At 40.3% G+C, this 13905-nt stretch carries 12 protein-coding genes; 11 read left to right on the forward strand and 1 reads right to left on the reverse strand.

What is annotated here, in order from left to right; genetic code table 11:
- Together L654_RS0109610 and L654_RS0109615 are read left to right on the forward strand one after the other, a co-directional pair.
- A partial coding sequence (locus L654_RS0109610) for an ABC transporter permease subunit (protein WP_024607900.1) occupies positions 1-323 on the forward strand: 323 nt, incomplete at its 5' end.
- A 1-nt stretch (position 324) separates the two neighbouring features.
- Entirely contained in the window at positions 325-1353 is a 1029-nt protein-coding gene (locus L654_RS0109615) for an ATP-binding cassette domain-containing protein (protein WP_024607901.1), read from the forward strand.
- On the opposite strand, the gene moeB is transcribed toward L654_RS0109615, so the two are convergent.
- A complete protein-coding gene (gene moeB, locus L654_RS0109620) occupies positions 1354-2112 on the reverse strand; it encodes a molybdopterin-synthase adenylyltransferase MoeB (RefSeq protein WP_024607902.1) in 759 nt (252 codons plus the stop codon). It abuts the gene before it with no gap.
- Positions 2113-2401: 289 nt separating this feature from the next.
- Here moeB and L654_RS0109625 point away from each other — a divergent pair, with 289 nt between their 5' ends.
- From L654_RS0109625 to moaC, 9 genes are all read left to right on the forward strand, one after another.
- Complete coding sequence (locus tag L654_RS0109625) at positions 2402-3847, forward strand: MFS transporter (protein ID WP_024607903.1); 1446 nt, start codon at positions 2402-2404, stop codon at positions 3845-3847.
- Between the two features lie 13 nt (positions 3848-3860).
- Positions 3861-5618 (forward strand): bifunctional protein-serine/threonine kinase/phosphatase, encoded by a 1758-nt coding sequence (locus tag L654_RS0109630; protein ID WP_024607904.1) that lies wholly within the window; start codon positions 3861-3863, stop codon positions 5616-5618.
- A 9-nt stretch (positions 5619-5627) separates the two neighbouring features.
- Positions 5628-6821 carry an alginate export family protein gene (locus L654_RS0109635; RefSeq protein WP_024607905.1) on the forward strand — a complete coding sequence of 398 codons (1194 nt, stop codon included), beginning with the start codon at positions 5628-5630 and terminating at the stop codon, positions 6819-6821.
- A gap of 227 nt (positions 6822-7048) precedes the next feature.
- On the forward strand, positions 7049-8572 hold the full coding sequence (locus L654_RS0109640; protein WP_024607906.1) for an FAD-dependent oxidoreductase: 1524 nt from the start codon (positions 7049-7051) through the stop codon (positions 8570-8572).
- Positions 8573-8598: 26 nt separating this feature from the next.
- A complete protein-coding gene (locus L654_RS0109645; RefSeq protein ID WP_024607907.1) occupies positions 8599-11295 on the forward strand; it encodes a nitrate reductase in 2697 nt (898 codons plus the stop codon).
- A gap of 16 nt (positions 11296-11311) precedes the next feature.
- Positions 11312-12283 carry a GTP 3',8-cyclase MoaA gene (gene moaA / locus L654_RS0109650; protein WP_024607908.1) on the forward strand — a complete coding sequence of 324 codons (972 nt, stop codon included), beginning with the start codon at positions 11312-11314 and terminating at the stop codon, positions 12281-12283.
- Position 12284: 1 nt separating this feature from the next.
- Positions 12285-13019, forward strand: a complete 735-nt coding sequence (locus L654_RS0109655) for a molybdenum cofactor guanylyltransferase (RefSeq protein ID WP_225305741.1) — start codon at positions 12285-12287, stop codon at positions 13017-13019.
- Positions 13016-13555 carry a molybdenum cofactor biosynthesis protein B gene (gene moaB, locus L654_RS0109660; RefSeq protein WP_024607910.1) on the forward strand — a complete coding sequence of 180 codons (540 nt, stop codon included), beginning with the start codon at positions 13016-13018 and terminating at the stop codon, positions 13553-13555. The genes L654_RS0109655 and moaB overlap by 4 nt, the downstream gene beginning before the upstream one ends.
- Before the next feature lies 1 nt (position 13556).
- A partial coding sequence (gene moaC / locus L654_RS0109665) for a cyclic pyranopterin monophosphate synthase MoaC (RefSeq protein WP_024607911.1) occupies positions 13557-13905 on the forward strand: 349 nt, incomplete at its 3' end.

Raw genomic sequence — 13905 nt, forward strand, 5'->3', positions numbered from 1 at the left:
CCTATAACGAAGCTGCCATTGCGCTTGGGTTAAGCCCGTTTAAACGCTTTGTGTATTTAATTATTCCGCTTTTAAAACCCAGTATTGGTAGCGCATTTGCTTTAGGCTTTGCGCATACATTGGGTGAGTTTGGTTTGGTATTAATGATTGGCGGCAATATTCAGGGGCAAACACAGGTGGTGTCTATTGCGCTTTATGACCATGTTGAATCGTTAAATTATACGGCGGCGCATCAGCTTTCACTTATTTTACTGGCTATTTCGTTTGCCTGTTTAGTGCTGTTATTTAAGTTTAATAAAAGCATTGTAGGGGTTAAGCAATAACATGATTAAGTTAAGCCTTTTTAAAGCACTCAATAATTTTGATTTAGATATAAACCTTGAGCTTGAGTCGTTTAATGTATTGGGTGTTTACGGGCCTTCTGGCTCGGGTAAGTCAACATTGCTGCGTTGTATTAGCGGTTTAGAGCCTGCAAAAAGTGTTTATGTAAACAATCAGCCAGTGCATGAGTTGCCAAGCGATAAACGCGGTATTACGCTTCAGTTGCAATCGTGCCCGTTGTTTCCTCATTTAGATGTGGCAGGTAATTTAGCGTTTACACAAAAACACTGTGGGAATAAAAAAACCAGCTTAACGCTTCAATACGTTGTTAAAACACTTGAATTACAAGATTTACTAAACCGTGATGTACAAAGCTTATCGGGTGGCGAACGCCAACGTGTAGTATTTGCGCGTACGCTATTAGCCGGTCAGAAATTTATAATGCTTGATGAGCCTTTTAGTGCGCTTGATTGGTCATTGCGCTTTAAAACGCTCACTAAACTTAGCGAGTTTGCAGTTAAGTTTAATATTAAATTTATAATAGTAAGTCACTCATTAAAAGAGCTGCTATTTTGCTGCGATACCCTTATTCAGCTTGATAAAGGTAAGGTGATAAACCAAGGTGCAAGTGCACACGTTGCAAAAGCTATTTATGCAAACGATAGACAAACACCGCTGAGCTTAATTAATTACAATGTGGTTAAATTTGATGAAGACTACGGGCTATATCAACTGCAATTACAGCAAAGTGAGCAACCGCTTTTTGTGCTTCCTGCACTTATAGATAGCAGTAATAAGCTAATTATAGAAAGTGAGCAAATGTCGTTTAGTGCGTTAAAGCCTGAGCAAACAACGCACAGTAATGTTTTAAAGTCGATATTAACTCAGGCTGAGCTTATTAATAATAAGTGGCAGCTAACGCTCAATGTAGATGGGCAAACATTGTATTGCTTGGCTTCAAGACGAGTGTGGGACAAAAACGACTTTAAAGTGGGCGATGTGCTTTATACAACAATCAGCAATCTAGAATAACTAAATGCTGCACACCGCACATTGACTGTTTTTAGCTATTTTAAAACGATTAAACTCCATGCTTAAACCATCCACCAGCAATAAGTGTTCGCTTAAGCCGCTGGGTAAACCAGCAAGCATTTTTAGCGCTTCAGTAGCCTGAATACTGCCTATTAGCCCCACAATTGGGGAAAGTACGCCGGATTCAGAGCAGCTTTGTGTTTGTTCACTAAAAAATTGCGATAAACAACCATAACAGTGGCTGTTTTCATCCATAGTAAAACAGGCGACTTGTCCTTCCATACGTATTGCAGAGCCTGACACCAGCGGAACTTTAGCCTTAAAACAGGCGCTATTAAGTGCATTGCGCGTTGTTAGGTTATCTGAGCAATCAATCACTATATCAATGTTATTAAATAATTGTTCTGTAGAGGTACTTGCATCAAAAAATGCCTCAATAGTGTTTATGTCTATTTCACTATTAAGCGCGTTAAGCTGTTTTTTAGCAGCACTGCATTTTGAGCTACCAATATCACTTTCTTTATACAGTATTTGCCTTTGCAGGTTGGTCACGTCTATTTCATCGTTGTCAACTAAGGTAAGCGTCCCAACGCCAGATGCCGCTAAGTATTGACCTACCGCACACCCAAGCCCACCCACACCAATAATTAAAGCATGCGATTGCCATAGTCGCTCTTGTCCGTCTATATCAAGCTGCGGGAGCATAATGTGCCGAGAATAGCGCAGTTGCTGCTGGTAAGTTAATGGTGGTTTTTGCATTTTTAAACTTCTCATACTTTTTTTGAACAATACCAAGTTGTTAAATCCAAGAGCAAGTAGTAACGCTTTTTATTTGCACTCTAACAACCCAGAGCCCTTCACTCATATAGTGCAACTATAACGTATAAAAACAAGTGTTGCATGTAACCATATGAAATTTATGATTTTTAATTAGTGGCTCAGTAATTGCTATATCGGGTTAACTTAAATTTAACAAACATTGGGCTGCTACTCATATAAAAGGGTGGGGCATTAATAAAACAATAATACGTTTACGAGGAAAATAAACATGCAACCGAGTTCTGGGTTTAACCTAATATCGTTTAGCGGAAAAATGAAAGTATTGCATCTAAGTTGGATGGTCTTTTTTGTGTCATTTTTTGTATGGTTTAACCATGCTCCTTTATTAGGTGCCATAGCGGGTTCACTTGGGATCACCATGGCACAAGTTAAAACATTACTAATTTTAAATGTAGCGTTAACTATTCCAGCGCGTGTTGTGGTGGGTATGCTAACCGATAAATTTGGTCCCCGTATTGTTTATGCGGCACTACTTATTAGCTGTAGTATTCCATGTTTTATGTTTGCTATGGCAACCACATTTGAGCAAGCCGCAATAGCGCGTTTTGCTTTAGGCTTTATTGGTGCTGGCTTTGTTGTGGGCATTCGTATGGTGAGTGAATGGTTTCCTGCTAATGAGTTGGGTATAGCTGAAGGTATTTATGGCGGTTGGGGTAACTTTGGTTCAGCAGCAGCGGCTATGTTATTGCCAATTATTGCACTAATGTTTGGCGGCGAAGATGGCTGGCGTTATGCAGTAGGTTTAACCGGTATATTAAGCGTTATATTTGGTGTTATTTGGTACTTAAATGTAACCGATACGCCAAAAGGCGGTACATACTTTAAACCTAAAAAAGTAGGCGCAATGGAAGTTACCAGTAAAGGCGACTTTGTATTACTGCTTATTATGAAAATTCCTATGTACGGCGCATTAGCATTACTTACTTGGAAGCTTTCGCCAACCGGTGCTAACCTAATTTCGGCTAATTTTGTACTTGCTGTGTATGCTTTTTTAGTCCTACTTTATATTTACGAAGTGTATAAAACCTTTGACGTAAATGGTCATATTTTTAAAGAGCCTGTACCTGAGTCGCATCGTTATGAGTTTAAGCAAGTGGCTGTTTTAAATATTTTATATTTTACAACTTTTGGTTCTGAGCTTGCGGTTGTCTCTATGTTGCCGCTGTTTTTTATGGATGTGTTTGCGCTTGATATGGTGTACGCGGGTATTTTAGCCTCTGCTTACGCATTCATGAACTTAGCATCTCGCCCTGGTGGCGGTTGGATTTCAGATAAATTGGGTCGCCGTATAACACTTATTGTACTTACGATGGGTCTTGCTGTTGGTTATTTTGTAATGGGCTTGGTTGATGCATCGTGGCCTTTATGGCTTGNGTTCTTTGTGCAAGCCGGTGAAGGCGCCGTATTTGCTGCAGTACCGCTAATTAAGCGTCGTTTAACAGGGCAAATTGCAGGTATGACAGGGGCTTATGGTAATGTTGGTGCAGTAGTTTACTTAACGGCATTGTCACTTGTTGATTATCAAACCTTCTTTTTCATTATTGCGGGTAGTGCATTACTTGGCCTAGCTGCACTATTTTTTATGAAAGAACCTGATGGCCATATTACCGAAGTAAATGAAGACGGCACCGTTGAACTTATTTCAGTGACTTAAGGCATTATTGACTATGTTTGATGAAACACTCCACGCTAAAGCGCTAGAAAATGAACTCAATGTTTCATTTGGCGGGCACAGTGCTAAAGGGTTAAAAGCAGAAAACCAAGATGCGTTTGCTGCTCTTAATACCAAAGCGCAAGAAAAAGAGTCTAAAGGCGTTATTGCCTGCTTAGCCGATGGGTGTTCATCAGCAAAAAATGCGAAACAAGCGTCTCAACTTTCGGTTACTCATTTTATAAATGAGTATTTAAATACCCCCGAAAGTTGGGCGGTTAAAAAGTCAGTGTCGAAGGTGTTAGCAAGTTTAAATCAGTGGCTTTATTCGCAATCGGTTAATTACAATCACTTAGGTCAGCGCCAAGCCGATTGGATGACCACTTTTACAGCACTTATTTTAAAGTCGGCAACGGGTTATATATTTCACTTAGGTGATACGCGTATTACCCGCTTGCGAGGAAATAAAATAGAGGCAATAACACGGGATCACAAAGTAAACGATACGCTAACGCGTGCATTTGGCGCACAACTTCATCAAGAAATAGATGTATACGAGGTTGACCTAAAAGCAGACGATATTTATATATTAACCTGTGATGGCGTACACGATGTGCTCCCAAACAGCGATATAGCTAAATTAATTAATGAACATGTTAATTTAGATCACACTAATTTAGAAAATGCAGCTAAAGCAATTACCGAACTTGCATTAGTGCGAGGCAGTGACGACAACGTAAGTTGCTTATTGGTAAAAGTAGAAAATATTGCCGAGCAAAAGTTAGATGAGCTTTATCATTCGCTAACACGACGAAAAATTCCACCTGCGCTTAATGTTGGACAAAAAATTGATGACTACACGGTTATTCGTAAATTGCATGCTAGTAGTCGCTCGCATATTTATTTAGTGCAACAAGCGCCCGATATACCGCCAGTGGTTTTAAAAGCACCTTCGGTTAATTTTGAAGACGATGTGCACTACCTTCAAGGCTTTATAAGAGAAGGCTGGGTAGGTCAACGCATAAACCATTTAAACGTGATGAAAGTACTGAGTACGCAATCGCAAAGTCGTTTTTTGTATCATATTTGTGAGTACATGGACGGGCAAACACTCAGTGATTGGAAGCACGACGTGCCGCACCCAGAAATAACCCAAGTACGCAGTATTGTTGAACAAATTGTACATGCACTAAGGGCGTTTCAGCGACTCGATATGGTACATCGTGATTTAAAACTCGATAACGTAATGATAGATGCGCACGGCAAAGTAACGCTCATTGATTACGGCACAGTAAGTGTTGCGGCTATGGACGAGTCGGTTAAACAAATTGCGGATGATTGCCCGCAAGGCACTGCCGACTACACCGCACCCGAAACACTGATTACTATGCACGCCGATTTTAAAAGTGATTTGTTTTCACTTGGCGTTATTGCATACGAGTTATTGTGCTCAAAATTACCTTACAAACCACTGCCACTTAACCACGTAGCGCCAAAAGATTACAGCCATTGGCACTACACAAGTATTCGTAAATACAGAGCCGATATTCCGTTTTGGTTAGATCAAGCCCTTATGAAAGCGCTTGCCCCTAAACCTGAGCTCAGATACCAAGCTTTTTCTGAGTTTATAAACGATATCAACAAACCTAATCCTTATTTAGAAAGTACCGCTAATAAAAGTTCAATAATGAAACGCGATCCAGTTATGGTGTGGAAATGTATTTCGCTGTGTTTATTTATTGCTTTGGTATGTGTATTAATAATTAAAACTTAGAGAACCAAAATGCTTAACTATAAGAACAACTTACCTATTATTTTTATACTGGGTTGCTTCACTGCGCCTTCAATAAGCTTTGCTGCGCAAACTGCTCTTGATTTTAGACTGCGTTTTGAAAGCGTTGATCAAGATAATGCTTTAAAAGATGCAAGTGGCTTGACACTTAGAACCCGCTTAACGCATCAAACAGATGAGGTGAATGGTTTTTCAGCCCTTATTGAAGTAGAAGACAGCCGAAGCCTGTTAGGTGTAGACGATTACAACAATACTCTGGGTAAAAACACTAATTATTCTGTTATTGCAGACCCAGAAAACACTGAAATTGACCAAGGCTTTGTTAAATATGTACGCGATGGTTTATCGCTAAAAGTAGGGCGCCAAGTAATAGCACTTGATGGGCAGCGTTTTGTTGGGCACGTAGGTTGGCGCCAAGACAGGCAAACCTTTGATGCAGCAACCATTAATTACGCATTTAATAACATAGATTTACAATACAGTTATTTAAATAAGCGTAACCGCATATTTGCTGACGATAAAGACATTGAGTCGTCTGATCATCTAATTAATGCAAGCTTTAAAACAGACTACGGTAAAGTGGTTTTATACAGTTATTTATTAAGTGACGATGCACTACAAGACGACAGTTTAGACACTTATGGCGTTTCTTTTAACGGTAATAAAACGCTAAACGACATAAAATTTTATTACAAAGCGGAATATGCAACGCAGTCTGCCTCAACAAGCGTGAACGATCTTGATGCTGATTATTATGCACTTGAAGGCGCTGTTGATTTAAATGGTTTGGGTATAAAAACAGTAACATTAAAAGTTGGCATAGAGTCACTTGGCTCTGATAATGGCGATTACGGGTTTGAAACACCGCTTGCCACGTTACATAAATTTAATGGTTGGGCAGATACATTTTTAAATACACCCGCACAAGGCTTGGACGACACTTACATAAGCTTAAATGGTAAAGCGTTTGACGGAAAATGGCTGGTGGCTTATCACAGTTTTGATGCTAATGAGCAATCAAATGGGGTTGACGATTTAGGTACTGAACTAAACGTACAATACGTTAAACCTATTAATAAACAATACGCAGTGGGTGTTAAATACGCTGATTACTCAGCGGGCGATACCGCTGCTAATAAAGTCGATACTCAAAAATTGTGGGTATGGATGAGCGCTAAATTTTAATCCTCTTTATCTTCTAATATTCACTTGTAATTTATAGCGACACAAGATGGTGCAATTGCACCATCTTGTGGGGTTTTACGCTTTTCACCTCTGCACCAAAGTAGGCAACTTACTGATTCATAATGCTTATATATTTGGCTTGCATATTGCTACAACAATCCTATAACAAATTATTCGATTTCAATTTTAGTCAATTACTAAAGTAGATATCACTTTGAGGTGGGTAAATGCTAAGCAAGCAGCGTGTTGTAGTGGTAGGAAACGGAATGGTGGGGCATCATTTTGTGCAGCAGCTAGTTTCTCAAAATCAAGCTGATGAACAATTTGAAATTACGGTACTCAGCGGTGAAGACCGTTTAGCGTATGACCGAGTGCAACTATCTTCCTTTTTTAAAGGTAAAACCGCAGACGACCTCGCACTTACATGCAATAAAACCTATGACGATTGGCAAGTACGCTTTCATACTCATTCTAAAGTGGTTGATATAAATCGTGATGCGCAAATTGTAACAACGGCTAAAGGGGAGTTGTTTGAATACGACAAGCTTGTGCTTGCTACAGGCTCATTTCCATTTGTACCTCCCATACCGGGTAAAGATCGCGAGCACTGCCTTGTTTATCGCACTATTAACGATTTACACGCAATAAAAAACTCTGCCCACGGTAGTAAAGTAGGCGTGGTAATTGGTGGCGGTTTACTGGGGCTTGAGGCTGCAAACGCATTAAAGCAACTGGGTTTACAGACTCACGTAATAGAATTTGCACCGCAACTTATGGGCGTACAAGTTGATGCGGGTGGCGGTCGGCTACTAAAAAACAAAATTACAGATTTGGGCGTTACTGTACATACATCGGTGGCTACCGAGGAAATAGTAGAAGGTGAAAGTTGCCGTTACAAAATGTGTTTCAAAGGCGGTAAAACCCTTGAAACCGACATGATTGTATTTTCTGCGGGTATTCGCCCTTATGATAATTTAGCCCGCGAGTTTAATTTAGAGTTAGGTGAGCGCGGCGGTATTGTAATTAATAACCACTGCCAAACGAGCGACAAAAACATATACGCTATCGGCGAATGTGCATTGTGGAATAATTTTATTTTTGGCTTAGTAGCACCCGGTTACTCTATGGCTAAAATAGCAGTTGGGCATATTTTACAAGATACGCAGCAAGTTACTTTGCAAAGTACTGGCTTAGACAATAAAGCCGATGAATTTAGCGGTGCCGATATGAGCACCAAGCTTAAATTAATGGGTGTTGAAGTAGGCTCTATTGGCGATGCGCATGCACGAAGCGAAGGCGCAATAAGCTATTATTTTGAAGATCAACCCAATGGCATTTATAAAAAAGTAGTCACTAATTCACAAAGTAATAAGCTGATTGGCGCTGTACTTGTTGGCGATACAAGTGATTACGATAATTTACTGCAATATCATTTAAACGACATTGAACTTACCACCGCCCCCGAAGCGCTCATTATGCCCCTTGCTGGCGACATCGCAGAGCTAAGCGCCGACGACTTGCCTGATGACGCTATTATTTGCGCTTGTCATAAAGTAACTAAACACACCATTGAACAAACAGTCGCTAAAGGCTTTATAGACCTAGCAAGTGTGCAGCAAAGCACCAAAGCCAGTACCGGCTGTGGAGGTTGTGAAAAGCTCGTTCAAAACGTAATAAACAGCGCACTCGCTAAAGCAAGTAACACTATTAACGTAGTTACTCTTAATGAGCCTGTTAAACAGCCCGCATAAATTAAAGCACACTAAAAGAGAGCAGTATGGCAACCGCAAACACGTCACCAAATATAAATAAAACGAGTTTAAAACAAACAACATGTGCTTACTGTGGTGTAGGGTGTGGTGTTGATATTTCACTTTTTAATAATGTGCCAACCAAGCTTGAAGGTATGCGAGAGCATCCCGCAAACTTTGGTCGTTTATGTGTAAAAGGCACGCATTTGCTCGACACCACAGGCAGTGATAATCGCTTAACGTCGCCTCTTATTAATAATCAAGCTGTTACGTGGGATGAAGCCACCGACCATGTTGCCAATAAATTTAACGACATAATACAAAAGCACGGACCCGATGCTGTGGCTTTTTATGTATCGGGGCAGTTACTTACTGAAGATTACTACATCGCGAATAAATTAATGAAAGGCTACATAGGCTCAGGCAATATTGATACAAATTCGCGCCTGTGTATGTCATCTGCTGTGGCTGGTTATAAACGCGCTTTTGGTGAAGACGTAGTGCCGTGTACCTACGAGGATTTAGAGCAAACTGAGTTACTTATTTTAATTGGCTCTAATGCCGCATGGACTCATCCTGTTTTGTATCAGCGAATGGAGCGTGCAAAGCAACTTAACCCAAATATGAAAGTGGTGGTTATTGATCCGCGTAAAACCGACACCGCTGAGCTTGCCGACACATTTTTAAATATAAAACCAGGCAGTGACGCCGCACTTTATAACGGCTTACTTAATTATTTAAATGAGCATGACCACCTCGACACGCAATTTATTGCTCAGCACACAAACGGCTTTGAAAGCGCACTGCAAGAGGCAACAAAATGGAGCTGTGAGGCAGTTAGCGACTTTTGCGATATAGCAATTGAGCAAGTAACTGAGTTTTACGCGCTATTTGCTAAAAGCCCAAGTGCGATTAGCTTTTATTCAATGGGTATAAATCAGTCAAGCTCGGGTGTAGATAAATGCAACGCTATTATTAATGCGCATTTAGCCTCAGGTAAATTACTTAAACCAGGCAACGGTCCGTTTTCGATTACGGGGCAACCCAATGCGATGGGCGGGCGCGAAGTAGGTGGTTTGGCTAATCAGTTAGCGGCGCATTTAGATATTGAAAACGAAGCACATCAATCACTTGTACAACGTTTTTGGCTCTCGCCAACTATTGCTAAAAAAGCAGGCAGCAATGCCATCGATATGTTTGATGAAATAGCCGCAGGCAAAATAAAAGCAGTGTGGATAATGGCAACAAACCCAATGGTGAGCTTGCCCAATAACGCCGCAATTAAAAAAGCATTAGAGACCTGCGAGCTGGTGGTTGTATCTGACTGTATTGCAAAAAGTGATACGTTAAAATTTGCCAATGTTGCTTTTCCATCAACCGGATGGGGCGAAAAAAACGGCACGGTAACTAACTCAGAGCGCAGAATATCAAGGCAGCGCCCGTTGGTAGTGCCTTATTCGGGAGCTAAAAACGATTGGCAAATTATGTGCAGTGTTGCTAAAAAAATGGGCTTTGAAGGATTTGACTTTACAGATCCAAGTGGCATTTTTGAAGAATGGGCACAATTAACCGACTTTGAAAATAACGGCAGNCGATTATTAAATCTCTCTGGTTTAGTTGGGCTCACACAAAATCAGTATGATAATTTAAAACCCATTATGTGGCCTGTTGTTAAAAATCAGCCTTATAAAAATGGTCAGATTTTTACAAATAACCAATTTAGCACCGCTGATAAAAAAGCGCGCTTTATACCTATAACGCCGCAATTACCGGTGCAAAAAACATCAAGCGATTATCCGTTTGTAATGAACTCAGGGCGTATACGCGACCAATGGCATACCATGAGTCGCACCGGTAAAAGCACTGCGCTTTCATCGCATATTACACGCCCGTACATTGAAATTAATCCGCTTGATGCCAGTAAATTAGCAATTAAACAAAACGATTTAATAAGTGCAATTGCCCAAACAGGGCAGGTTACCGCGCATGCAAAAGTAACCGATGCGGTGCGAAAAGGTGAATGCTTTATGCCTATTCATTGGAATAAGCAATTTGCGTCATCAGCAACAGTAAGCGAGTTGTATCAATCGGTAGTTGACCCTCTATCTGGTCAGGCTGAGTGCAAACACGGCGCTGTTAATATAGTTAAAGCACCCTTTGGGCAATATATGCAGCTGTTTGCTAAAAACGAACTTGTTATAAACAGTGATTTTTGGCTCAAAGTTAATGCTAGTAATTGCTTTAATTACCAATTGGCGCTTAATGAGCCACAAAGTGATTTACTGTATTACTGCCAAACCTTAACTGGTTTACAAGGGCAGTGGTCGGCTATGAATACGGCAAAAGCCATGCATGTGCAGTGTATTCAAAACGATCAATTAACGTTTGTTGGTGTTATTTCTAATGAGCAAAAAGAAATATCACTTGAGTGGATAAACCATTTATTTGCAGAGCCATTACTGACTTTTACCCAATTACAGTCTTTGCTTTATGCAACCCCCGATGAAGAATTTACTCAAGGCGTGCAAGTGTGTAGCTGCTTTAAAGTAAGAGAGCAGCCGATTATAAACGCCATTAAAAACGGTGCAAACACAGTCGAGCAATTGGGGTCTGAACTTAAATGTGGGACGAATTGCGGTTCGTGTAAAACACAATTAAGCCAATTAATAAAACAACATTACAAAGCAGGTTCTAGCAGCATTGATGTTGCGGTTGTAATGTAAAGAAAAAAGGAAGCATATGCTTAATGATCAATTTGGTCGGCAGTTTAACTATTTGCGCCTCTCAATAACCGATGTATGTAATTTTAGTTGTAGTTATTGTTTACCAAACGGGTATCAGTGCGATACACCGCGTAATTTTTTAAATAAAAACGAAATTAGCACGTTAGTAAATGCGTTTGCAGAGCTTGGTACTAAAAAAGTGCGTATTACAGGTGGCGAACCATGCTTGCGAAACGACGTAACCGATATTATAAAGCTTTGTAAAAACACGCCCGGCATAGAAAAAGTAGCTATTACTACAAACGGATTTAATTTATTAAAGAAAATTGATGAATTTGCTGAAGCAGGGCTTGATGCGCTTAATGTCAGTATTGATAGTTTAAATCCGAGTATGTTTAAACTCATAACAGGGCACGACAAACTTAACCTTATTTTAAAAGGGATTGAACGCGCGGTAGAGCTGGGCATAAAAGATATAAAAATAAATGCGGTGCTTGCCAAGCAGTTTAATAAAAACCAGTTGAAGGATTTTTTAGCGTGGGTAAAGCATCACAAAGTTACAGTTCGCTTTATAGAACTAATGGAAACAGGTGACGGCGCAACATTTTTTGAAGAAAACCACTTAAGTGGGCAAACCGTTAAAGCACAATTACTCGACCAAGGCTGGTTACAAGTAGTTAGGGGGAAACTAAACGGACCCGCTGAGGAATTTTGTCATCCTGATTACGATGGTCGTATTGGTTTAATAATGCCGTACAGTAAAGACTTTTGTAAAAGTTGTAATCGCTTAAGGGTGTCGGCGCTGGGTAAATTACACTTATGCTTGTTTGCCGAGCAAGGTATAGATTTACGCGAACTACTCAACGAGGATGATACTGCAGCGACCGTAAAGGCAATTCAAGCTGCTATGGGCAATAAAGAAATAAGTCATGAGCTAGATAAACGCTTAACAGGTGCGACAACTCACTTAGCCATGTTAGGTGGCTAATATGGAAGCTAATGTGAATACTCATATAGAAGCTAATATAAAAGCTAATATAAAAGCTAATATGAAAGTTAAGCGAGATTTTACAGGCGTTGTGCTTGCTGGTGGTAAGTCATCAAGAATGGGCACAGACAAAGCCGATTTAGTTTTAAAAAATAAAACGCTATTGCACAATGCGTGTGATTTATTAAAAGACGCAGGCGCTAAAAACATACTGATAAGCCGCAACGTTACAAATCCAATCAAATCATTGAACCATTATTCACCGAGCGATTATCCCTCAGAAAAGTACGTTAAAGATATATACCCAAACAGTGGGCCCCTTGGCGGAATTTACTCAACATTAATAGCCACTGAGCACGATTTACTTATTACTGCGGTAGATATGCCTCTACTTACGAGTAGTTTGTTAAGCACAATAGTGCTGGCTTCTCAGACAAATAACGTACAAAGTGTGAGCAATCAATTAAATCAGTCACAAATACATGCTTGGCACTTTGAAAATGAACCGCTACCGCTGTATATTCGTAATACAAGCAGTGTAAAAAATCATTTAAAACACATACTCACAAACGCAAACAGTCATAAATCAATAAAACAGTTTACCCAAAGCATTGGTGTGCAAACGCTTTTATGTAATAAAGCGCATGCATTAATAAACACCAATACACCGGCGCAATTTAAAGCTGTAAATGAGCATTTTGACCTAAGCATTAACCAATTGAGAAGAACATTATGAGCCACACAAGCGAGTCACAAATACCTTTAAACATTGCCGTACTTACCGTAAGCGACACGCGCGATGCGATTACCGATACTTCTGGTCATTACTTAATTAAAGCGCTAACTGAGGCGGGTCATCACTTAGCGGATAAAGAAATTGTAAAAGATGATGTTTACCAAATGCGCGCTATTGCATCGCAGTGGATAGCCGACGACACCATTCACGCTATTTTAGTGACTGGTGGTACAGGATTTACCGAACGCGATTCAACACCTGAGGCATTTGCGCCGCTGTTTGATAAAAGCGTAGACGGCTTTGGTGAGCTATTTAGACATATATCGTACGGTGAAATTGGTAACTCAACTATTCAATCTCGTGCACTTGCGGGACTTGCTAACAACACCGTTATTTTTTGTATGCCAGGCTCTACAGGCGCATGTAAAACAGCGTGGACAGGTATTATAAAAGATCAACTTAACTCAATGCATAAACCGTGTAACTTTGCACCGCACATTACCATTGGTAAAAAGTGTGAATCGCGTGAGCAATAGTATGTTAAGCCACGTTGACGAAAACGGCCAAGCTAATATGGTTGATGTATCGCTCAAAGACGTAACCTTGCGCGATGCCTCAGCTGAAGCCTTTATTAGCATGAGTAAGCTTGCCTTTGAGCAAGTGATGCTTAATCAAAACAAAAAGGGCGATGTGTTAGGCGTGGCACGTATTGCGGGTATTCAAGGCGCTAAAAAGTGCGCCGATTTAATCCCGCTTTGTCATCCGCTTGCACTTACTAAAGTCGCTGTTGATTTTGAACTTGATGAAGCAAACAGCCAAATTAAAATAACCAGCTACTGCAAACTTGCCGGTAAAACTGGCGTAGAAATGGAAGCGCTAACGGCGG

The organism is Pseudoalteromonas sp. TAB23 (genome assembly GCF_000498075.1).
In the GTDB taxonomy this organism is placed as follows: Bacteria; Pseudomonadota; Gammaproteobacteria; order Enterobacterales; family Alteromonadaceae; genus Pseudoalteromonas; species Pseudoalteromonas arctica.